Origin of the sequence: Neisseria subflava (assembly GCF_003044645.1) — a bacterium.
Classification (GTDB): domain Bacteria; phylum Pseudomonadota; class Gammaproteobacteria; order Burkholderiales; family Neisseriaceae; genus Neisseria; species Neisseria subflava_B.
In genome coordinates this window covers 287,022-308,189 of sequence record NZ_POXL01000001.1, presented here as the reverse complement: position 1 = coordinate 308,189, position 21,168 = coordinate 287,022, and the positions used below count along the sequence as shown (strand labels likewise).

18 protein-coding genes, 7 tRNA genes and 1 pseudogene are annotated in these 21,168 nt (G+C 48.4%); 5 read left to right on the top strand and 21 right to left on the bottom strand.

The features are described 5' to 3' along the window. Positions 1–69: 69 nt before the first annotated feature. The 11 genes and pseudogenes from DBY97_RS01550 to ccoG all read right to left on the bottom strand — a co-directional run. A pseudogene (locus DBY97_RS01550) lies at positions 70–327 on the bottom strand (transposase); the annotation flags it as partial. A gap of 184 nt (positions 328–511) precedes the next feature. Further along, positions 512–601 (bottom strand) — tRNA-Leu (locus tag DBY97_RS01545). Positions 602–622: 21 nt separating this feature from the next. Then, a tRNA-Cys gene (locus DBY97_RS11360) sits at positions 623–700 on the bottom strand. Positions 701–710: 10 nt separating this feature from the next. Then, positions 711–784 (bottom strand) — tRNA-Cys (locus DBY97_RS01540). Between the two features lie 31 nt (positions 785–815). Beyond that, a tRNA-Gly gene (locus DBY97_RS01535) sits at positions 816–891 on the bottom strand. Between the two features lie 21 nt (positions 892–912). Further along, positions 913–988, bottom strand: a tRNA-Gly gene (locus DBY97_RS01530). 24 nt (positions 989–1,012) lie between these two features. After that, a tRNA-Gly gene (locus DBY97_RS01525) sits at positions 1,013–1,088 on the bottom strand. Positions 1,089–1,122: 34 nt separating this feature from the next. Next, positions 1,123–1,198 (bottom strand) — tRNA-Gly (locus DBY97_RS01520). Positions 1,199–1,294: 96 nt separating this feature from the next. Next, complete coding sequence (pgsA, locus tag DBY97_RS01515) at positions 1,295–1,855, bottom strand: CDP-diacylglycerol--glycerol-3-phosphate 3-phosphatidyltransferase (protein WP_003679552.1); 561 nt, start codon at positions 1,853–1,855, stop codon at positions 1,295–1,297. Positions 1,856–2,532: 677 nt separating this feature from the next. Continuing rightward, positions 2,533–3,099, bottom strand: coding sequence for a FixH family protein (locus DBY97_RS01505; protein WP_039862483.1), 567 nt, complete (start codon positions 3,097–3,099; stop codon positions 2,533–2,535). Positions 3,100–3,102: 3 nt separating this feature from the next. Then, positions 3,103–4,587, bottom strand: a complete 1,485-nt coding sequence (gene ccoG, locus DBY97_RS01500; RefSeq protein ID WP_107857199.1) for a cytochrome c oxidase accessory protein CcoG — start codon at positions 4,585–4,587, stop codon at positions 3,103–3,105. 444 nt (positions 4,588–5,031) lie between these two features. Here ccoG and tkt point away from each other — a divergent pair, with 444 nt between their 5' ends. Continuing rightward, positions 5,032–7,011 (top strand): transketolase, encoded by a 1,980-nt coding sequence (gene tkt / locus DBY97_RS01495; RefSeq protein ID WP_107857198.1) that lies wholly within the window; start codon positions 5,032–5,034, stop codon positions 7,009–7,011. A gap of 264 nt (positions 7,012–7,275) precedes the next feature. On the opposite strand, the gene DBY97_RS01490 is transcribed toward tkt, so the two are convergent. The 4 genes from DBY97_RS01490 to clpS all read right to left on the bottom strand — a co-directional run bounded on the left by DBY97_RS01490 (position 7,276) and on the right by clpS (position 12,793). Beyond that, positions 7,276–8,697, bottom strand: coding sequence for a surface lipoprotein assembly modifier (locus tag DBY97_RS01490; protein ID WP_107857197.1), 1,422 nt, complete (start codon positions 8,695–8,697; stop codon positions 7,276–7,278). A gap of 121 nt (positions 8,698–8,818) precedes the next feature. Continuing rightward, positions 8,819–9,970: a factor H binding protein domain-containing protein gene (locus DBY97_RS01485; RefSeq protein ID WP_107857196.1), complete on the bottom strand. Its 1,152-nt coding sequence runs from the start codon at positions 9,968–9,970 to the stop codon at positions 8,819–8,821. Between the two features lie 228 nt (positions 9,971–10,198). Next, on the bottom strand, positions 10,199–12,478 hold the full coding sequence (clpA, locus tag DBY97_RS01480; protein ID WP_107857195.1) for an ATP-dependent Clp protease ATP-binding subunit ClpA: 2,280 nt from the start codon (positions 12,476–12,478) through the stop codon (positions 10,199–10,201). Positions 12,479–12,481: 3 nt separating this feature from the next. After that, on the bottom strand, positions 12,482–12,793 hold the full coding sequence (gene clpS, locus DBY97_RS01475; protein WP_107857194.1) for an ATP-dependent Clp protease adapter ClpS: 312 nt from the start codon (positions 12,791–12,793) through the stop codon (positions 12,482–12,484). A 258-nt stretch (positions 12,794–13,051) separates the two neighbouring features. Here clpS and DBY97_RS01470 point away from each other — a divergent pair, with 258 nt between their 5' ends. The 4 genes from DBY97_RS01470 (at position 13,052) to DBY97_RS01455 (ending at position 14,589) form a co-directional block, all read left to right on the top strand. Continuing rightward, positions 13,052–13,255 carry a cold-shock protein gene (locus tag DBY97_RS01470; RefSeq protein ID WP_002217533.1) on the top strand — a complete coding sequence of 68 codons (204 nt, stop codon included), beginning with the start codon at positions 13,052–13,054 and terminating at the stop codon, positions 13,253–13,255. A gap of 75 nt (positions 13,256–13,330) precedes the next feature. Further along, complete coding sequence (locus tag DBY97_RS01465; protein WP_003746135.1) at positions 13,331–13,546, top strand: hypothetical protein; 216 nt, start codon at positions 13,331–13,333, stop codon at positions 13,544–13,546. Positions 13,547–13,630: 84 nt separating this feature from the next. After that, positions 13,631–14,077, top strand: a complete 447-nt coding sequence (gene smpB, locus DBY97_RS01460; RefSeq protein ID WP_003679566.1) for an SsrA-binding protein SmpB — start codon at positions 13,631–13,633, stop codon at positions 14,075–14,077. 71 nt (positions 14,078–14,148) lie between these two features. Next, complete coding sequence (locus tag DBY97_RS01455) at positions 14,149–14,589, top strand: hypothetical protein (RefSeq protein ID WP_070608621.1); 441 nt, start codon at positions 14,149–14,151, stop codon at positions 14,587–14,589. Between the two features lie 72 nt (positions 14,590–14,661). Here DBY97_RS01455 and DBY97_RS01450 read toward each other — a convergent pair whose 3' ends face one another. The 6 genes from DBY97_RS01450 to DBY97_RS01425 all read right to left on the bottom strand — a co-directional run bounded on the left by DBY97_RS01450 (position 14,662) and on the right by DBY97_RS01425 (position 20,814). Next, entirely contained in the window at positions 14,662–15,147 is a 486-nt protein-coding gene (locus tag DBY97_RS01450; protein ID WP_063067886.1) for a DUF4189 domain-containing protein, read from the bottom strand. Between the two features lie 171 nt (positions 15,148–15,318). Beyond that, positions 15,319–16,269: a thioredoxin-disulfide reductase gene (gene trxB, locus DBY97_RS01445; RefSeq protein ID WP_004520795.1), complete on the bottom strand. Its 951-nt coding sequence runs from the start codon at positions 16,267–16,269 to the stop codon at positions 15,319–15,321. Positions 16,270–16,377: 108 nt separating this feature from the next. Next, the gene (locus tag DBY97_RS01440) at positions 16,378–17,673 is read right to left on the bottom strand and encodes an NAD(P)/FAD-dependent oxidoreductase (protein WP_107857193.1); all 1,296 of its coding nucleotides are present in this window, start codon (positions 17,671–17,673) and stop codon (positions 16,378–16,380) included. Between the two features lie 148 nt (positions 17,674–17,821). After that, positions 17,822–18,709, bottom strand: a complete 888-nt coding sequence (locus DBY97_RS01435; RefSeq protein ID WP_003679574.1) for an ABC transporter permease subunit — start codon at positions 18,707–18,709, stop codon at positions 17,822–17,824. Further along, positions 18,709–19,674, bottom strand: a complete 966-nt coding sequence (locus DBY97_RS01430; RefSeq protein ID WP_049335897.1) for an ABC transporter permease subunit — start codon at positions 19,672–19,674, stop codon at positions 18,709–18,711. Before DBY97_RS01430 ends, DBY97_RS01435 begins: the two co-directional genes overlap by 1 nt. A 15-nt stretch (positions 19,675–19,689) precedes the next feature. Further along, positions 19,690–20,814, bottom strand: a complete 1,125-nt coding sequence (locus tag DBY97_RS01425) for an ABC transporter ATP-binding protein (RefSeq protein WP_107857192.1) — start codon at positions 20,812–20,814, stop codon at positions 19,690–19,692. Positions 20,815–21,168 lie beyond the last annotated feature (354 nt).

Below are 21,168 nucleotides of genomic sequence, written 5' to 3'. Positions count from 1 at the left end.
CTGGTTCTACTCAACCCCCTCCTCTTTATTCTCCCCGGATACCCGATAATCAGGCATCTGGGCCGCCTTTTAGGTAACAACAGGCGCACTTAGCCTGTTAGCCGCTTTCAACAGGTTTAAACACATTGCCTTCAGATGGCTTTGTGCACTCACTTTAATCAGACCGAAATAGGCTGCCCGGGTGTAGCGGGACTTACGGTGTAGCGTACCGAAGCTCTGTTCGACCACATAACGGGTCTTCGATAGATGTCGGTTACGTTTGGTTTACGCTTCCATCAGCGGACGGTTGCGGTGGGCTTTGCGCATAATGCCGTCCAGCAAACGATGATTACCAGATGCTACCGGTCTTCCTCGCTTTCATAGCCTGAGACCTTTGCACGAGCTGGTCACATTTGACACAAATGGCGCAAGTTAGACACAAATCAGGCACAAACAAAAAAGACAGCCTTACAAATAAGCTGTCAATTAGAAATTTATAATATTAGGTTTGGCAATAAATTCAGATATTTGTTGGTGCCCGGAGCCGGAATCGAACCGGCACGGCCGGTTTAGGGCCGACGGATTTTAAGTCCGTTGTGTCTACCTATTTCACCACCCGGGCGTAGACAGTAAATTGAGAAATTGGAGGCGGGGGCGCGGATTTGAACCGGCCTGTATAAGGGTTGCACCCCTTATAGCATAAACACTCTGCCACCCCGCCATGAAAGGGATGGAGGCGAGAGTCGGAATCGAACCGGCGTAGACGGATTTGCAATCCGCTGCATAACCACTTTGCTATCTCGCCAAAACTACGTTTGAGTGTTGTAGTATGAAACTGGAGCGGGAAACGAGTCTCGAACTCGCGACCTCAACCTTGGCAAGGTTGCGCTCTACCAACTGAGCTATTCCCGCATATTCGGATGCATGATTTGATGGAGCGGGAAACGAGTCTCGAACTCGCGACCTCAACCTTGGCAAGGTTGCGCTCTACCAACTGAGCTATTCCCGCATTTGAATGCATCTGAAATTAAACTGGAGCGGGAAACGAGTCTCGAACTCGCGACCTCAACCTTGGCAAGGTTGCGCTCTACCAACTGAGCTATTCCCGCATATTGAAAAAGAACAATCAACAAGTAATCAGAATGGAGCGGGAAACGAGTCTCGAACTCGCGACCTCAACCTTGGCAAGGTTGCGCTCTACCAACTGAGCTATTCCCGCTCTGATATTTGTTGCTTCGTATATCGAAGAAGACGCAATTATTATGGATTTAATCGTGTGCGTCAAGTGTTTTGTTTTTATTTTTTTTTAAAAATTTTATTTGAATTCTTTCCATGCCATTTTCAGGTAGTAGCACATTGACCAGATGGTCAATACAGATGCTATAAACATCAATATGTTACCAATGAGATAGAAAGGGTCGTTATATTTGTCCGTACCGATAAGCAAAAGGAAGATGGCGATCATTTGGGCAGTAGTTTTGAATTTGCCGATAGTGGCCACTGCAACGCTGCCGCGTTTGCCCATTTGTGCCATCCATTCGCGCAAGGCGGAAATGGTAATTTCCCGGCCGATAATAATCATGGCGAAGATGGCGTATGTTCTGCCAAGGCTGACGAGCAGGAGCAGGGCAACGGCAACCATGAGCTTATCGGCAACGGGGTCGAGGAATGCACCGAAGTCGGAGGTTTGTTTCCAGCGGCGTGCTAAAAAGCCGTCAAACCAGTCTGTAATAGCGGCAAGTGCAAAGATGATGGCGGCTGTCCAGTTGACGGTTTGTGGTTGAATCCATGTGTTCGGTAAATAGAATAGGATGGTGAACACGGGGATTAATAGGACGCGCATCCAGGTAAGTAAAATAGGTATGTTCCAAGGCATGGTTTGGGATCTTTTGGATGATGTGTCGGGTTGTTCATTATAGCTTATTTGTTCACTCTGCTTTTTGAAGTGTTGTTTTTTTGCCGACAAGTATCTTGGGCATAGATTTTTGTCGTGTGGGTTGTGAAGAAAATCTGCTAAGGCCGTCTGAAAAATAGGCTGTTGCGGGGTGTAAATGTTTTTGGGTAGAAAAGTAGCTGCGAAATAGTGGGCAATAAGGTCTGCCTGCTGTTCGATATTTAATTGGTTGATGTGGGGTAAGGGGATGGGGTAGGCATAAGCTTTACGTTTTCTGTATCCGCCTTTGAGCATGATGAATAGGCCGGAAAGCCAAACTTTGTGACCGCGCTGGTGTTGCCAGACATGTGTCAGCTCATGAATCAGCCAAATTTTGTAGGCTATGCCGGCTTGAGTGAAATCTTCGGGGCAGTGTTTACGCGGAAAGTATATGTTTCCATTGGGCGCAATGGCGGTATTGGCGTTGGGTATAAGTGGAATGCCGCGATATATTTTGATGCGGTGGAAGTTTATGCTGTCCGCAAAAACTTGTTTTGCCATACGGACTTCATTTTCGGTCAGTCTGCGCCAATCGGAAAAAATCATATTTGGAAGAGAATATTAAGAGGGTATGAAGATTTCAGGCCGTCTGAAAGGTTTCAGACGGCCTGGGTCGGGATTTATTGTTCTGTTGAAGCGGCTTGTTTGCCGTTGTCGAACAATTTGTCCATAGGCGTCAAGTTGACTGCATTGCCTTGGCTGACTATCCATTTGTTTTCAACACGCCATACGCCTGAGGCATCTTCAACGCGTAAGTACCAATGATTGGTTGGGCGTAAAGGTTTAAAGACGGCTTCGTATTCCATGCGGCCGTTTTGTGGTTCGGCTGTTACGGCGCGCAGCTTGACGGTTTGGTCATCGGCTTTGCGCGTTGGGTGCATCAACAATAGGTTTAATGGCTGTTTGGTATCGAATTGTCCGCTGACGAATACTTTGGCGGCATTCATATCCGGACTGATTAAGACCTGCACCTGAATTTGCCGTTTAACGGCTTCTTCATCGCGGTGAAGTTGGATTTCGATGTGTTTGCCGTCTTTGTAGTAATCGTCAGACACCAAGTCTGTCGTATGTTCTTTTGCGACGAAGAACATGGAAACGCTGGCGATAACGACGAAGATGGGGCCGGCCATCAGCACCCAGGGCCAAATATGTTTGTACCAAGGTTTGATTTTGGGTTGTGGGGACACCGTTTATTCTCCGATAAAGGTTGCTTTTTCTTCTAAAGTAGTCGGTTTGGAGTCGGCAGAGCCGGTCTCGTGATAGATAAAGGTAAATTCAATCGGATGGCTGCCTTTGTCGGCGTATTCGGGAATGGTAGATACCTGTACCGGGATGGTAACGGTTTCCCGCGGCGCAATTTTAATACCGTTTTCAGGCAGGCCGGTCAGCGCGATTTCATCAAAGCCTTTGACGGTTGCAGTCATCAGTTGTTCGTTTTCACTATTGTTGATAATGCGCAGGTTATAGGCATTTTCCAACCAGCCTTGGCTGTTTTCGCGAACCATGACGCCACGGTCTTTAAGGATATCGACTTCGACCATTTTTCGGGTGGAAATGCCGACCAGGAAGGCGATGATGACCACCAGGAGTACTGCGCCATAACCAGCTACGCGCGGACGTTTCAAGCGTTTTTTGATATCGCTTTCAGGGTATTCGTGTTCCAACGCGCCTTCGGTTGTATAACGGATCAAGCCGCGCTCGTAGCCCATTTTGTCCATGATTTCGTCGCAGGCATCGATACACGCCGCGCAGCCGATACATTGGTATTGCAAACCGTCGCGGATGTCGATACCGACGGGGCAGACTTGCACGCACATGGTGCAGTTGATGCAGTCGCCCAAGCCGCTGTCTTCTTTGTTAGCGGTTTTTTTGCGTGCGCCGCGCGGTTCGCCGCGTTCGGTATCGTAAGAAATAATCAGCGTGTCTTTGTCAAACATTGCACTTTGGAAACGTGCATACGGACACATATGTAGACACACTTTTTCGCGCATGATGTGGGCGAAGAAGAAAGTCATGAATCCGTAAAATGCTGCGGCAAACATTGCGCCGCCGCCTGTTGCTCCGGTGAATAAATCGGGAACAAATTGGCGGATCGGGACAAACCAGCCTGCAAAAGTGATACCTGTCCATGAGCAGACAAGGAAAATCAGCAGGTATTTGGTGGCCTTAATGCGAATTTTAGTAAAGTTCCAAGGCGATTTTTCCAGTTTTAGTCGTTTGTTTCTATCGCCTTCGACTAAGTTGTCAATCCACAGCATAATTTCGGTGTAAACCGTTTGAGGGCAAGAGTAGCCGCACCACAAACGACCGGCAATGGTTGTCCACCAAAACAGGCCGAATGCGCAAATCATCAGCAGCAAGGCAAGGTAAATCAAATCGCCCATACCCAGCGACAGTCCGAAAATGAAGAAATGACGGTCAGGGATATTGAATAAAACCGCTTGACGGCCGCTCCAGTTGAACCATGGAATAACGTAAAATACAAACTGGGTCGCCAATACTGCGGCGATACGCAGTTTGGCAAAGCGTCCTTCCGCCTTTTTAGGATGGATGCGTTCGCCTTCAGGATGGATTTGAATCACGCTGGATTTGGGTTTGGAAGGTTTGGGCGGAGTGGCTTTTGCTGTTTTTTCTGTTGAGGGTGAGGTGTTTTCAGCTTGGTTTTCTGGTGACATTTCAGTGTTCCTTGATGAAGTGCACACAAGCCTGTTGTCATGGTAGTAGTTTGATGTGAATATTTTCAGACGGCCTTTCGCGTGCATACAAATCATAACATTTGACTCTATTCAAAGCAAAAGAGGGACTTCGTTTTAACGATGGATTCCTTGTGGCCGTTTGATGTAGGGCCGTCTGAAAAGGGCAGTATTCAAAGGTTTACGAATCAGCCTGTATGCAAACTTATAGTGATTTGCTATTCACACGATAAAAATATATAAAGCACTGTTTCAAAACGAAATAACAGTTAATATCATCTATCCTGTCCGTTTCGGGCAACCGAGTGGAAACAGGCCGTCTGACAAAGCGAATATCAAAAGCTATCCTTGAAAGCACGGCTGATTCAGGCGATAATCGGCACACCTTTTTTCATATTTCCAATCTTGTCCAAGGAAGGTCAAACCATGTCTCAACTGGCAAACGCAATCCGTTTCCTCTCAGTCGATGCCGTACAAAAAGCCAACTCAGGCCACCCGGGTGCGCCTATGGGTATGGCGGAAATGGCAGAAGTGTTGTGGACGAAGTTCCTCAATCATAATCCGGCCAATCCAAAATTCTACAACCGCGACCGTTTTGTCCTCTCCAATGGTCATGCTTCCATGATTCTTTACAGCCTGTTGCACCTGACCGGCTACAACGTTTCCATTGATGACCTGAAAAACTTCCGCCAACTGCACAGCAAAACCCCCGGCCATCCTGAATATGGCTACACCGACGGCGTGGAAACCACGACCGGTCCATTGGGACAAGGTATTGCCAACGCAGTGGGCATGGCTTTGGCCGAAAAAATCTTGGCTGCCGAATTCAATAAAGATGGTTTGAATATCGTTGACCACCACACCTACGTCTTCATGGGCGACGGCTGCATGATGGAAGGCGTGTCGCACGAAGCCTGTTCGCTCGCCGGCACTTTGGGCTTGGGCAAGCTGATTGTTTTATATGATGACAACAATATTTCCATTGACGGTAAAGTGGACGGTTGGTTTACCGAAAATATTCCGCAACGTTTTGAAAGCTACGGCTGGCATGTGATTCCAAATGTCAATGGTCATGACACTGATGCCATTCAGACGGCCATTGAAGCTGCTAAAGCCGAAACCGGCAAGCCGTCCCTCATCTGCTGCAAAACCTTAATCGGCAAAGGCAGCGCCAACAAAGAAGGCAGCCACAAAACCCACGGTGCGCCTTTGGGTGCGGACGAGATCGAAGCCACGCGCAAACATTTGGGTTGGGCTTATCCTGCGTTTAAAATTCCGCAAGAAATCTATGCCGCATGGAATGCAAAAGAAAAAGGCGCGAAACTTGAGGCCGAATGGAACGAACTCTTCGCTCAATATCAAGCCAAATATCCTGTAGAAGCTGCAGAATTCGTGCGCCGCATGGATAAAAAACTGCCTGAAAATTTCGATGCTTACGTTCAAGCCGCATTGAAGGAAGTGTGCGCCAAAGCAGAAACCATCGCTACCCGTAAAGCCAGCCAAAACAGCATCGAAATCTTGGCTAAAGAGCTGCCTGAATTGGTGGGCGGTTCTGCCGACTTGACCCCGTCCAACCTGACTGACTGGTCAAACAGCGTTTCCGTTACCCGCGAACACGGCGGCAACTATATTCACTACGGCGTGCGCGAGTTCGGCATGGGCGCAATCATGAACGGCCTTACCCTGCATGGCGGTGTTAAACCATTCGGCGCGACTTTCCTGATGTTTAGCGAATACGAGCGTAACGCCTTGCGCATGGCTTCACTGATGAAAATCAACCCTGTATTTGTGTTCACTCACGATTCCATCGGTTTGGGCGAAGACGGTCCGACCCACCAACCTATCGAGCAAACTGCCACTCTGCGCCTGATTCCAAATATGGATGTATGGCGTCCATGTGATACCGTTGAATCTTTGGTAGCGTGGTCTGAAGCCATTAAAGCGACTGATCATCCGTCCAGCTTGATTTTCAGCCGTCAAAACCTGAAATTCCAAGCGCGTGATGAGCAACAGCTGAACGACATTAAACGCGGTGGCTACGTCATCAGTGAAGCTCAAGGTAATGCTCAAGCTGTTGTAATTGCTACCGGTTCTGAAGTTGAATTGGCTTTAGAAGCGCAAAAAGTATTGGCAGAACAAGGTATCGCAGTACGCGTTGTTTCTATGCCTTCTACCAATGTATTCGACCGCCAAGATGCCGCCTATAAAGCCGCCGTTCTGCCGGAAGGTTTACCACGCGTTGCCGTAGAGGCCGGACATGCCGACGGGTGGTATAAATACGTCGGTTTGAACGGCGCCGTGGTCGGTATCAACCGCTTCGGCGAGTCTGCACCTGCTGATTTGCTGTTCAAAGAATTCGGATTTACCGTAGACAATGTGGTTGCCACTGTTAAATCCGTTCTGTAAATCAGATTTTTGATTGAAATAAAAAGGCCGTCTGAAATTTCAGACGGCTTTTTTCTAGGTCTTACCGTTTGGATTTGCGAATACAATGATTTGTAATTCAAATAGAAACACTTTAATCAACATCATTTTCGAGTATGAGGGGAATTTCTTTTAATTTAGCAACTGTTTTTCAAATACCTGTTTCTTAGAATTTTCGACGATCTTCCACCTGTATAGGAAAAAAGGCTGATTGAAACGGCATGTTTTGTTCCCATCTCTGTTACATTAAAACTGTTTCTCCACACTGATGAATGTCTGCATATTTTTGCGGGAATAGAAGCCGCTCATATTACTGTCGATTTTCAGATAACGGAAATTCAAATGCGGCACAAAGCCTTTCCATGCAATTTTGTTGTGCCAAATAGAGGCATTTGCCTGATATTCATGGTCTTTTCGAGTCAGGCGGTACACCAGGCTACCCGGTGCATCAAAGGTACGGCGGGCGTAGCGCAGGTTGGTGCGGATGCCGAATCCGTTCTCAAACGCTTTCGCCGTGCCAAAGCGTATGCCCTTGCGTACGGATGCCTGCTCCGCTTCTTTGGTCATGTCATGCGACCAGTCCACGCCTCCGTAAATCAGCCAGTTTTTCGGCACAGAGTATGCCAGCGTTGCTCCCACTAGCGGCATATGGCTGTTGTAACGCGCAGCCGTGTTGCTGTTTTGATAGTATTTTTTGATATAGCTTGCATTGAACGAGAGCCGCCATTTTTCGTTCAGACGACGTGAAAAGTCGGTATGGATACCGGTTTCACGATTATAGCGTTTGCCGCCCAGCCAGTTTTGCTCGGCAAACGGTACAACCCCGAAAGATTGCACCGCCGAACGGTTTTTATAGCCTGCCACCAAGCGCAGGCTTTGCTCGTTAAAATCCTGATTGTCCCAATAATGCACGCCGTCGCCGCTCAGGTTGCCGTAAACAAAATGATGCCCACCCATGTTGATTTCGCGCGATACACCGGCGCCGTAGCGGATACCGTGCGCCTTTTGCGGTAGGCTATCAGCGGTTTTATTCCAGCGTCTGCCGTTCCATTCTATAACGCGCTCGGACGAGGCATTGTTCACATTATCGGTTTGCTCGTATTGCAGCGAAACATCGGGCTGCCAGCTTTGCGTCGATTCAATGGAAGCAAGATAGCGGTCGGCAAGTTGCTGCATGGGCGGCTGCAAATCCGGTTTTGCCCGTTTCAATTCAGCTTTTGCCTCACGGTACTGTTTGTTTTCAAACATCATTACGCCCAAATCGAAACGCGGATACGCCAAATCGGGATGTTTCGCCAAAATGCCGCGATAGAGTGATACAGCCTCACCATGCCGCAACTGACTGCGCCGCAACGCGCCTAAAGCATAATCGTATAAAACGGCATCCCGGTCGGGCACGGCTTTATATTGCGTCAACAAACCTTCCAGCGTCTTCCAGTCCCGTCCGATTAATGCGCGGTTGATCTGTGCTTCCAATGAGGAATCGGCAGAAAGGTCGTCTGAAAGCCTCTGTTCTGTGGGTTTGTCGTCAGTAAAATCTTTTGAGAGCATTTCGCTGTTGGGTTGTTTGTCAAAAAATACAGGCTCAGGTACACGGACAACGGGTGTGTCAGCAAGGGCAGCCGTTGGGAAAGAGAGCATCAGTAAGACAAGATGATTTTTATTCATTTTATTCAGTGGGATATGGATGGCAGGCGTATCCGGTTATTATACGGATAACGCGGTGAAAATGCTCGAAAAGGTCGTCTGAAACGTTTTCAGACGACCTTTTGGTTATATTACATCAATATTAGCGGGAGCCGGCAAAGCCAATTTCACCATTGTTGCGATCATCGACAGTACCAACGATTTCTTCTGCATCCGGACCGAAGAATCCGAGTCGGTAGCTGCCACCACGGTTGGAAGAACCTTCGATTCCGTATCCCTTAATTGTGGTTCCGTCAGTTTCTTTATTGGTGTAGCTCATTTTTTTAATTTCTGCTTCATTCAGATGAATGTCGCTGTCAAGACCTGTAATTTTGCCGCTGCCTTTTCTACTGTCGAAGTCAACAGAATAAGCCAATTTTCCTTTCTTATCCCCATCGCTTGCAATACCGGAATAGTCGAATTTCCCCGTAGTGGGCAGGTTTTGGGTGGTATAACCTTTAATCAGGATATTGGTATCGTCATCGTCAGTATCCAGCTCCTCTGATTCACCATTAATTGTTAAGCCGGTGGGTGTAATACCTGCAATTAGGGAATAGTTTTGACGGTAAATATGAGCAATACCATTTCGGGCAATGGTATGGTTCTGACCTTCTGCCTGTGCAACGACAGTTTCCCGATAGTTTTGGCTGACTAACGTTTTAAGTGGAATACTGGATAAATTAAAATTATTACCACTGCTGGATTGGTTTCCTAAATTTACCTTATAGGATTTGAGAATAACTGCCCCATCAATTTTCTTCTTCTGTGCAAGTTCTCGGATATCTTTATTGGCGGTATTTTTTATACCTTCGTATGAAACTGAAAAATCAACGCGTGGTGTAGTGTTGGCAGAAGAATTATTGTTGCCGGAAGTATTGCTATTGTTGCCGGAAGTATTGCTATTGTTGCCGGAAGTATTGCTATTGTTGCCGGAAGTATTGCTATTGTTGCCGGAAGTATTGCTATTGTTGCCGGAAGTATTGCTATTGTTGCCGGAAGTATTGCTATTGTTGCCGGAAGTATTGCTATTGTTGCCGGAAGTATTGCTATTGTTGCCGGAAGTATTGCTATTGTTGCCGGAAGTATTGTTATTGTTACTGGAAGTATTACCGTTATTGTCAGCAGAATTGCCGTTATTCTTCTGGATGCCATTTGATGAACTAGTGATGGATGGAATGTCATTAGGCTGGTTGTTGCTGCATGCTGCCAGGCTCAGGACGATAATAGTTGCTGCACTTACTTTTTTGAAAGACATAGATATTTCCTTTGCAATGAGTTGATTGATAATTAAAATGTAGATGTATTATCAAATAGTCATTTAAAAATATCAAGTAAATAATTTACAAAAATAATTAATTTGTTAAATTACGAGGCATTTTGTTATTTTTGGCCATTATATAGATGGAGAATTAGGTGTTAATGACAAAAAAAGGTCGTCTGAAAACAGAAATCTCGTTTTCAGATGACCTTTTACCTTTATCCGTCAAACCGCCGCTGTTTCAGGTTTGACCTTGCTTTTCTTAAACTTCAACACGGCTTCTTCTTTCGCTGCATCCCAGTCTATCCGCACGAAGCCGCCGTCGGCGAGTTTGCCGAACAGGAGTTCGTCGGCGAGCGGTTTGCGGATTTTTTCCTGAATCAGGCGGTTCATCGGGCGTGCGCCCATTTGCGGGTCGAAACCTTTTTCCGCCAGATATTTGCGCAGTGCCGGTGTGAATTCGGCTTCGACTTTTTTGTCGAGGAGCTGGTGTTCGAGCTGGAGCAGGAATTTGTCCACGACTTTGACGATGATGGGTTCGGACAAGGGTGCAAACGGGATAATCGCATCTAAGCGGTTGCGGAACTCGGGCGTGAAGAGCTTGTTGATTGCCTGCATTTCATCGCCGCGTTCGCGTTTGGCGGTAAAGCCGAGGCTGGGGCGGCTGAGGCTTTCTGCGCCTGCGTTGGTGGTCATAATCAGGATGACGTTGCGGAAGTCGGCACTCTTGCCGTTGTTGTCGGTCAGTTTGCCTGCGTCCATGACTTGCAGGAGGACGTTGAAAATGTCGGGGTGGGCTTTTTCGATTTCGTCCAAGAGCAACACGCAATGCGGCTGTTTGTTGACGGCTTCGGTTAAAAGGCCGCCTTGTTCAAAGCCGACATAGCCCGGCGGAGCGCCGATGAGGCGCGATACGGCATGGCGTTCCATATATTCGGACATATCGAAGCGTTGCAGCGGTACGCCCATCGAGTAGGCAAGCTGTTTGGCGACTTCGGTTTTGCCGACGCCGGTCGGGCCGGAGAAGAGGAAGCTGCCTATGGGTTTGTCGGGCAGGGCGAGGCCGGAGCGCGACATTTTGACGGCGGCAACCAGCGCGTCGATGGCGTTTTCCTGACCGTAAACCATGTTTTTCAAATCGCGGCCGAGGAATTGCAGCACTTGTTTGTCGTCGTGCGACACGGTTTTTTCGGGAATCCGTGCGACTTTGGCGATGACGGTTTCGATTTGCGCTTTGCCGATGACTTTTTTCTGTTTGGATTTGGGCAAAATCCGTTGCGCCGCGCCTGCTTCGTCCATTACGTCGATGGCTTTGTCGGGCAGGAAACGTTCGTTGATGTAGCGGGCGGAAAGTTCGGCGGCGGCTTCGAGCGCACCTTGCGTATAGCGCACTTGGTGGAAATCTTCAAACATTGGTTTTAAGCCGCGCAGGATTTGCACGGTTTCGGCGACGGTGGGCTCGACCACGTCGATTTTTTGGAAGCGGCGGCTTAAGGCATGGTCTTTGTCGAAAATGGTGCGGTATTCGTCGTAGGTGGTCGCGCCAATGCAGCGCAGCGAGCCTTTCGCCAGCGCGGGTTTGAGCAGGTTGGATGCGTCCATCGTGCCGCCGCTGGTACTGCCCGCGCCGATGATGGTGTGGATTTCGTCGATAAATAAAATGGCGTGCGGGATTTTTTCGAGCTGTTTCAAGACGGATTTGACCCGCGCTTCAAAGTCGCCGCGGTATTTCGTGCCCGCCAAAAGCGAACCCATATCCAGCGCGTACACTTCGGCTTCTTTCAGTGCATCAGGAATGTCGCCGTTGACGATTTGATGTGCCAAACCCTCCGCCAGTGCGGTTTTGCCCACGCCTGCTTCGCCGACTAAAAGCGGATTGTTTTTGCGGCGGCGGCACAGGATTTGCACCAGCCTTTCCATTTCGTGTTTGCGACCAATCAAAGGGTCGATACGGCCGACTTTGACTTCGGCGTTGAGGTTGACGGTGTAGTCGGAAAGGGAACCGGTTTTTTGTTCCGCTTCTTCGCCCTCGCGTCCCAGGCCGTCTGAATCATTGCCGTCTTCGTCATCGGGTGAGCCATGGGCAATGCAACGCAAGACTTCAAAGCGCGTAATGGATTGCAATTTGAGGAAATAAACCGCATGGCTTTCGGATTCGCTCATCATGGCAACCAAAATATCCAAAGGCTCTACTGCGGCTTTGCCGGCAGACTGGGTATGTACCATCGCCCGTTGGATGACGCGTTGGAAGCCCAATGTCGGCTGGGTTTCAACCGTATCCAGAAGATGATCGGGAATTTGCGGCGTATTTTCGGCCACGCTGGCGGCTAGCTGCTCGGACAGGACCTTCAAATCCGCACCACACAGTTTCAAGACGTTCGGCACAGCTGCATCTTCTTCTATCAGCACCAAAAGCAGGTGTTCCAAGCTGATAAACTCATAACGCGCGTTGCGTGCTTCACGGTAGAGCAGTTGCAGGATGTGTTCCAATTCGGGTGAAAGCATGGTTTAAACCTCTTCGACTATACATTTGAGCGGATGCCCTTCAGCTTTGGCACGTTCCATGACCTGATGTTGCTTGGTCTGGGCAATATCGCGCGTGTAGGTGCCACACAGGCCTTTGCCTTCGTGGTGCACCAGCAGCATAACGGCCACTGCCTGTTCCTGTGCAAGCATAAAGACTTCGGTCAGGATTTCGACGACAAATTCCATGGTGGTGTAATCGTCGTTCAATAAAAATACGCCGTAACGTTTCGGCGGCTGGGTGTTGATATCGCTGAGCAGGGTATCGGATTGGTGGTCGGTATTCTGATGGTTCATAAGCTTAGATTTCAGTTTTCAGACGGCCTGTTTAAGAGTGCAAACCGTTTTCTGTTGTATTTCAGCCAATTTTTTCTATTTTCCCACTTTTTTGAAAACATAGCTTGACGTTTTGTCTTAACAAATGTAAAAAGACGGTTAAGCAGAAGTTGGCACTCGACCGCGTAATAAAAAACGGGGGAGAAACGCTGAACGTTTTAGTTTGCTGTATGCCTTGTTTTGCTGATTTTGTTAATTTTTAAGTATAGGAAGTTTCTAATGGCAACCGGTATCGTAAAATGGTTTAACGACGCTAAAGGTTTTGGTTTCATCACTCCTGACGAAGGCGGCGAAGATCTGTTCGCTCACTTCTCAGCGATCAACATGGAAGGTTTCAAAACCCTGAAAGAAGGCCAACGCGTGTCTTTCGACGTAACCACCGGCCCTAAAGGCAAACAAGCTGCTAACATTCAAGCTGCTTAATCAAATGCGTGGCGTAAGCCGTAAAATCATGGCGGGGTTTCCCGCCATTTTTTATGGGCGTTCGGGTTAAAAATTATGAATCCAAATTCATCTTATCAAAATGCTTTAAACCAGTTGGACGAGCTTATCCGTCATTTCCGCAGCGAAGGCGAGGTCAGCTGCGCCGTTGCCGAGCGTGAAGACCAAATCTTGATCCGCCTTGCCGATTTGAAACTGGATTTGCGCCCTGAAGATGAAAAAGCCATTGCCGATATAGACCGCTTTTACCGCCGCCATGTTTTAAGCGAATAAACGTTTCAAAACCGTTTGCCGTTTTATTTTTTAAGCATGCCTGATAAAATAGGCCGTCTGAAAAGTTTGTAAAGAATCAGCACAATGAGTATTGCCAATAATAAAAAAGCCTTTCACGATTTCTTTATCGAAGACCAAATCGAAGCCGGTATAGTATTGGAGGGATGGGAAGTCAAAGCCATCCGCGCTGCACGCGTGCAATTAAAAGAAAGCTATATCTACTGGAAAAAAGACGCATTCTATTTGGTGGGCTGCCACATTACCGCATTGCCTACTGCATCGACACACGTCAAACCCGACCCTGTCCGCCCGCGTAAATTGTTGTTGAAACAATCGGAAATCAACAAGTTAATCGGAAAAACCGAACGTGCCGGTTATACAATTGTGCCCTTAAACCTGCATTACACCCGCGGTAGAATTAAAGTGGAAATCGGTTTGGCCAAGGGTAAGAAACAGCATGACAAACGCCAAAGCCTGAAAGAAGCGGATTGGAAGCGTGAGAAACAGCGTTTGATGAAAAACGTACGTTGATTTTTTCAGACTGCCTTTTTATAAAGGCCGTCTGAATATTTATTGTTTGAAAATTTTAAAAAGGAAAACAGATGAAAACCATGATTTTAGCAGCGGCTTCAGCCGTATTGTTGCTGGGCGCGTGTTCCACTACTGAACAAAGAGTATTGAAACCTGAAGAGCTGACCAGCATCAAACATGTCTGCATCATTCAAAATGCAAAAGTAAGACCGCATGATTTGGATCGTGCTTTGTCTAAAGCTTTAGCAAAACGCGGCATTGGCAGCACGATTGTAACCGCAGACAACCGTGGCAAACTGTATGATTCTTCTTGCCCGTATAACCTGCGTTACAAAACCAAAGGCAATGACGAAATTTTGCGTAAAGGCGTATTTGTGTTGCGAAGCACGAAGTATGCGGTTTCTACGGTCAGCTACTCTTTAAATGATGAAAACCACTTCAGAACCAACCCTGATTTGGTGAAACAGGCTGAAGGTGTTGTGGCCAAATTGTTGGAAAAAAACAGCAAATAAAAGCCAGAATAAAAAACCGGCTTGCCGTGATATGGAGAATATCGGGCAAGCCGGTTTTATTTTCAGACGGCCTTAAATGGATTTGATTTTTTCCCAGAGGGTTTTGACCGTACCTTGATAATAGGTTTCAGAAGTACAATAGACTGTTTCTAAAGCGCATTGTCCTTGTGAACCGTATTTTTTGATGCACTGGTTCAAGGCAATTTGATGCACGGTTTTGAAACGTGGGGAGGTAATGGCCACCACGTTTTGAGCAGTCAATTTGCCCATGGCTTTAGGATAGGCAACAGCGATACAGGTGTTGTGCAGGGGGACAACTGTTTTACAGCCTGTTGCTTGGCCTGCGCTGATGCCGGCTAAGGCATCTTGGCCTTTACAGAATGTTTCGAGTTCGGCTGTCGCATCCAGTTGGGTGGCATTTTCTTTGGTGGTTTTGATTTGCAGTGCTTCATTGCTGTCGGCAGGGTTTTGCCACATGGCCAGGTAGCCGTAAGTATCGGCAGCTAGGGCGGCAGGAGTCAGTGCGCAAAGGATAAGTGTCATTAGTGTTTTTTTCATGTTTGTTCCCTGTTTGTTGGGTATTTGTCGTTATTATAAAGCAAAAGTACTTATTTGATATAAATTTGCTTTTAAAATGAATATTTGAGTGTGGCAGATAGATTATAGGCCGTCTGAAATCTCAGACGGCCTTTTGATTATGTTTTAAAGAATAGGGCGTAGCTTAGAGGCTCATACGCCGTGGCGGTCAAGCCAACGTTCGGCATCAAGCGCGGCTTGGCAGCCGGAAGCGGCGCTGGTGATGGCTTGACGGTAGGTATGGTCTTTGACGTCGCCTGCCGCCCATACGCCTTCGATATTGGTTGCGCCAACATTGTCACCGGTGCCACCTTTGGTTTTCAGGTAGCCGGTTTCATCCATATCGAGTTGGCCTTTGAAAATATCGGTGTTGGGTTTGTGGCCGATGGCGATGAAAACGCCTTTTACAGCGATTTCTTCAGTGCTGCCGTCATTGTGTTTCAAGCGTGCACCGGTAACGCCGCTTTCGTCGCCCAAGATTTCATCAACCGAGCTGTTGAGCTTGAGGATGATTTTGCCTTCTTCGACGCGTTGCATCAGTTTGTCCACCATGATTTTTTCGGCACGGAAGCTATCGCGGCGGTGAATCAGGGTAACGGTGTTGGCGATATTGGCAAGGTAGAGTGCTTCTCCCACAGCGGTATTGCCACCGCCGACTACGGCAACATCTTGTTTTTTGTAGAAGAAACCATCGCAAGTTGCACAGGCGGAAACGCCTTTGCCGGCAAAGGTCTCTTCGCTTGGCAAACCTAAATATTTGGCGGATGCGCCGGTGGCAACGATGAGCGCATCGCAGGTGTATTCGCCCATATCGCCTTTGAGGGTAAATGGACGGTTTTGCAAATCAACGGTGTGGATTTGGTCGAAAATCATTTCAGTGCCGAAGCGTTCGGCATGAGCTTGGAAACGGGCCATTAGTTCCGGACCTTGTACGCCTTCTGCATCGGCAGGCCAGTTGTCCACTTCGGTAGTGGTCATCAGTTGTCCACCTTGCTCAACGCCGGTAATGATCACAGGGTTAAGGTTGGCGCGGGCGGCATAGACGGCGGCAGTATAGCCGGCAGGGCCGGAGCCGAGGATGATGAGTTTATGATGGTTGCTCATGATGGTCTCCTTACTGATAAATGATTGAATTTTGTCGTATCTAAGCTTTCAGACGGTCTGAATTTTACTTGAATCTGCCGCCGTCTGAAATATGTTTGTTGCTTGGGTTTAGTGGCTGTCTTTCCATTGATAGTATTTTGAGCCGAGGAAAGAGCCGAGTTTGCGTAGGAAAGGCTGGGTAATGATGTTGCTGTGGCGCAGTTGCTCAAAAGGTTTCAGACGGCTGTCATCGCCCATGATGGCTTCAGCAATTGCCAAACCGGCAATGCCGGTAATCGCCATGCCGTGTCCGGAGTAGCCCTGGGCGTAGAAAACGGTAGGGGCGAGGCGACCGAAATGTGGGGCGAGGTTGCGTGTAATGTCGCATTCGCCGCCCCAAGAATGCTCGATTCTGACGTCGGTAAGTTGCGGGAAAACTTTCAGCATGTCTTGGCGGACGAGTTCGGTCATGCGGTCTGGATCATCGATAAACTCGTTGTCCTTTCCGCCAAAGAGCAGGCGGCCGTCGGCGCTGAGGCGGTAGTAGTCGAGGACGTGGCGGTTGTCGCAGATGGCCATATTGTTGCGGATCAGGTCTTTGGCGCGCTCGCCCAGGGGTTCGGTGGCGATGATAAAGGTGCTGACTGCAATGGCTTTTTGTTCCAATACTTTGAATTTCGGGTGTAAACCGGCATAAGTATTAACGGCATAAACGAGGTTTTTGCACTCAACGCTGCCATTGGGCGTATGAATCAGCCAGCCGTTATCGCATGGCTCGATACGCGTCATCGGGGATTGCTCAAAAAGTTGTGCGCCTGCATCGGCTGCCGCTTTGGCAATGCCTAGGGTGTAATTGAGCGGGTGTAAGTGGCCGGATAAAGGATCAAATTGCGCGCCTTGATACATATCGCTGGCAAGTTGTTGCTTCAGCGTGGCTTTATCCCAAAGCTGGTAATGGCTTGCGCCATAATGTTTTTGGGCGTGTTCGTGCCATTGTTGCAATTCTTTCCAATGCTGAGGACGGACGGCGACGGTCGCGTAGCCGCGTTGCCAATCGCATTGGATGTTGTGTTTTTGAATGCGCGAGTCAACCAGTTCAACGGCTTGCAGAGATTGCTGCCAGAACCATTGGGCCTGTTCCAAGCCGACTTGTTTTTCGATTTCTTCCATGCCACAGGCAAAATCGCTGATGATTTGTCCGCCGCTGCGACCTGATGCGCCGAAACCGATACGGGCGGCTTCAAGTACGATGACGTCATGGCTGTTTTCGGCAAGCGGCAGAGCGGTGCATAAACCGGTCAAACCGCCGCCGATGACGCAGGTTTCAGTTTTCAGACGGCCTTCAAGCGTCGGATAAGACGGATGGGGATTGGCCGTGCTGACATAGTAGGAAGGAAGGTATTCTTTGAAGCTGGGATTGATCATGATTTGAGCTTTAGGTTGGTTTTCACTTCATTGAAATTAGTTTTCAGACAGCCTTAAATGTGGGTTTGGGTTCAGGTCGTCTGAAAGGATAAGATGCAGTTAATAAAACAGGCTGTTCCGACACTTTATCGGACAGCCTGTCTGCATATTAGGCGGCTTTCTCGGCTGCCAATTTTTCTTGGCGGTAGGCTTCGGCAGCCTCGCGTTCCCGTTTGGTTGCCTGACGCATCATCCAGTAGTTGACGACAATAACCAGCGTACCGATGATACCGATCAGGATGGTTGCCAAAACGTTCATCTGAGGGTCAAGACCGAGTTTGATTTTGGAGAAAATCACTTGCGGCAATGTCGATGAACCCGGGCCTGACAGGAAGGAGGTAATTACCAAGTCGTCCAAAGACAGAGTGATGCCCAAGAGGAAGCCGGAAGCAATCGCAGGGGCAATCAGCGGCAGGGTAATCACGAAGAAAATCTTCAGCGGACGGGCACCCAAGTCCATTGCAGCTTCCTCCAAGGATTGATCCAATTCCACCAAGCGTGAGCGGATAACGACGGTAATGTACGCCATGCAAAGCGTGGTGTGGCCGAGGAAGATGGTGAAGAAACCGCGATCGAAGTAGAGCGATTGCAGCAATTCACTGCCTTGCAGGAACATTTGCACCTGAATAATCAACAGCAGCATGGACAAACCGGTAATCACATCAGGCATCACCATAGGCGCGGAAATCATACCGGCAAACAGGGTGCTGCCGCGGAAGCGTTTAATCCGCGCCATGGCGTAGCCTGCCAATGTGCCGAGTGCCACGGCGGCAAGCGAGGAAACGATGGCGATACGCAATGACAGCCAGGCCGCTTCCAAGATGGTGTCGTTTTCCATCAATGCGCCGTACCATTTGGTTGAGAAACCGCCCCAAACGGTAACCAGTTTGGATTCATTGAAAGAATAGATGACCAAAACCACCAGCGGAATATAGAGGAATGCCAGCGAGAGCAGGAGCATCAGTTTCAAGAACCAGGATAATTTGGTTTTCTGCATTATTTGCCTCCTTCTTCCAATTCGCGGTTTTCATAGTGCTGGAACAGGGCAATCGGTACAACCAGCAGGGCAACCATGACGACGGCGACAGCAGAAGCCAGCGGCCAGTTGTTTTGGTCGAAGAATGCCTGCCACAATACTTTACCAATCATCAGGTTTTCAGAACCGCCCACCAATTCAGGAATCACAAATTCACCGACGGCCGGAACGAAGACCAGCATAGAGCCTGCGATGATGCCTGTTTTGGATAAAGGCAGGGTAATGGTAAAGAACGATTTGATCGGACCTGCGCCCAAGTCGGAAGCGGCTTCGAGCAGGCGGTTGTCCAGTTTTACCAATTGTGTGTACAGCGGCAAAATCATAAACGGCAGATAGGCGTAAACCATCACCAAATTCAGCGAGAACGCATTGTAGAACAAGTCTAAAGGCTCGCTGATGATTCCATATTTGATTAAGAAATTATTGATGATGCCGTTGTGACCCAATAAGCCCATCCATGCGTAAACACGCAACAGGAAAGAGGTCCAGAAAGGCAGCATGATTGCCAACAGCAGGCCGTTGCGCGCAGCCGGATTGGCGCGTGAAATGGCATAAGCGGTCGGATAACCAATCAACAGGCAGATGATGGTCGTCGTCAGCGCGGTCTTAATCGAAGACCAGTAGGTCATCAGATAGATATTGCTGTTTTCACTGTCGCCAAACGGATTGAGCGTATTCCAAAAGTTTTGGAAGATGTCGGCGTAGTTCTGATAGCTGATGGCAATGTTCAGACGGCCTAAGTCTTCATCAATCGTCGTCAAAGGCGTAAATGGCGGAATGGCGATTTCTTGTTCGGCAAAGCTGATTTTCAAGACGATGGCGAACGGAATCAGAAACAGCACCAAGAGCCAAATATACGGTACGGCAATAACTGCACGCTGGCCGGGGCGGCGAAACAGTTTCTTTTTCAGTTTTTTAAGGTCCATTGCATTTCCCTCAAATTAACTGTACAGAGGTGTCGGTTGGTTTTCAGGCCAGCTGATATAGACGGTCTCGTCCCAAGTCGGCGGCGTAATGTTGCGCACATACCAATAAGGTGCGGGAACTTGGCTCTTAACGACACGGCCGTTGGCGAGTTTGATGTGGTAAATTGCAAAGCTGCCCAGATAGGCAATTTCTTTAACCGTGCCTTGGGCCCAGTTGTGCGCGCCCAAGTGTTCTGGTTTTTCTTTATGCAAATCAATGTCTTCTGGGCGGATGCTGATCCAGATTTCATGGTCGTTCGGAACGCCAAGGCCGTGGTCGATGCGGACGTGGTTTTCCAAGCCGTCACATTTGACGATAGAGAAATCGGCGCGGTCGTCAATAACGACGCCGTCAAAAATATTGGTTTCGCCGATAAATTCAGCGGTAAAGCGACTGTTAGGGTAGTCGTACACATCGCTAGGCGTACCGACTTGGCGCAATTGGCCGTCGGACATAATGGCGATACGGGTAGCCATCGTCATCGCTTCTTCTTGGTCGTGGGTAACCATAATGCAGGTTACGCCGACTTGTTCCAGCGTGTTGACCAATTCCAGTTGGGTTTGTTGGCGCAGTTTTTTATCGAGTGCGCCCAAAGGTTCGTCAAGCAGCAGGATTTTAGGACGTTTCGCCAGGCTGCGCGCCAAAGCGATACGTTGTTGCTGACCGCCGGAGAGTTGGTGCGGCTTGCGTTTGGCAAATTTGGTCATTTGCACCAGGCGTAGCATTTCTTCCACACGGGCATCAATTTCGCCTTTAGGCATTTTGTCTTGTTTCAGACCGAAAGCGATGTTTTGCTCAACGCTCATGTGCGGGAACAAAGCATAGCTTTGGAACATCATGTTGATTGGGCGCTCGTACGGAGCAAGCTTGGTAATGTCTTGGCCGTCGAGAATGATTTTGCCCTGATTGGGGCTTTCCATGCCTGCCAACATGCGCAGCAGCGTGGATTTGCCACTGCCTGAGCTGCCCAAAAGGGCGAAGATTTCGTGTTGATAGATGTCCAAGTCGATGTTATCGACAGCGTAATTGTCACCAAACTTTTTCACCAAGCCTTGGATTTGCAAATAAGGTTTGGCTGAAGACGCAGTGGTTGCGGTCATAATGGCAATACTCCAAAAAGAAAGACGAGTACCGGCAAAACGGATTTTCGAATGGGTGATAAAAAGCTGTTTGATTGCTGGCGGGAGTCGGACGGAGGCCGTCTGAAACTCTTGTAAAGCGCACGGGCAGCGTGGATAGAAAGCAGTTTAAGCCTCAGCTTTTGCTCTCGGCAAACTCAATATTATATTAGCCTAAGCCTCATAGGGGCAATATGAAAATGCTTGTAGCGGCTGATTTGAAGCAAATAGGAAAGGAAAGGCAGGCAGGGGAACAGGATAGCGAAAATGGGTAACGTTGTTTTTCTGCACAAAAGGATTTAATTTATATTCAAATGTCTTAAAAAATAATTTAAG

Bases quoted from the DNA above. Each gene is read 5' to 3' on its own strand.
- DBY97_RS01430 (WP_049335897.1), bottom strand. From the start codon at position 19,674: ATGGACCTTAAAAAACTGAAAAAGAAACTGTTTCGCCGCCCCGGCCAG.
- trxB (WP_004520795.1), bottom strand. From the start codon at position 16,269: ATGAGCAACCATCATAAACTCATCATCCTCGGCTCCGGCCCTGCCGGC.
- DBY97_RS01440 (WP_107857193.1), bottom strand. From the start codon at position 17,673: ATGATCAATCCCAGCTTCAAAGAATACCTTCCTTCCTACTATGTCAGC.
- smpB (WP_003679566.1), top strand. From the start codon at position 13,631: ATGAGTATTGCCAATAATAAAAAAGCCTTTCACGATTTCTTTATCGAA.
- clpS (WP_107857194.1), bottom strand. From the start codon at position 12,793: ATGAACCATCAGAATACCGACCACCAATCCGATACCCTGCTCAGCGAT.
- DBY97_RS01470 (WP_002217533.1), top strand. From the start codon at position 13,052: ATGGCAACCGGTATCGTAAAATGGTTTAACGACGCTAAAGGTTTTGGT.
- DBY97_RS01435 (WP_003679574.1), bottom strand. From the start codon at position 18,709: ATGCAGAAAACCAAATTATCCTGGTTCTTGAAACTGATGCTCCTGCTC.
- DBY97_RS01465 (WP_003746135.1), top strand. From the start codon at position 13,331: ATGAATCCAAATTCATCTTATCAAAATGCTTTAAACCAGTTGGACGAG.
- DBY97_RS01425 (WP_107857192.1), bottom strand. From the start codon at position 20,814: ATGACCGCAACCACTGCGTCTTCAGCCAAACCTTATTTGCAAATCCAA.
- clpA (WP_107857195.1), bottom strand. From the start codon at position 12,478: ATGCTTTCACCCGAATTGGAACACATCCTGCAACTGCTCTACCGTGAA.
- DBY97_RS01485 (WP_107857196.1), bottom strand. From the start codon at position 9,970: ATGTCTTTCAAAAAAGTAAGTGCAGCAACTATTATCGTCCTGAGCCTG.
- DBY97_RS01490 (WP_107857197.1), bottom strand. From the start codon at position 8,697: ATGAATAAAAATCATCTTGTCTTACTGATGCTCTCTTTCCCAACGGCT.
- DBY97_RS01450 (WP_063067886.1), bottom strand. From the start codon at position 15,147: ATGAAAAAAACACTAATGACACTTATCCTTTGCGCACTGACTCCTGCC.
- ccoG (WP_107857199.1), bottom strand. From the start codon at position 4,587: ATGTCACCAGAAAACCAAGCTGAAAACACCTCACCCTCAACAGAAAAA.
- pgsA (WP_003679552.1), bottom strand. From the start codon at position 1,855: ATGCCTTGGAACATACCTATTTTACTTACCTGGATGCGCGTCCTATTA.
- DBY97_RS01455 (WP_070608621.1), top strand. From the start codon at position 14,149: ATGAAAACCATGATTTTAGCAGCGGCTTCAGCCGTATTGTTGCTGGGC.
- tkt (WP_107857198.1), top strand. From the start codon at position 5,032: ATGTCTCAACTGGCAAACGCAATCCGTTTCCTCTCAGTCGATGCCGTA.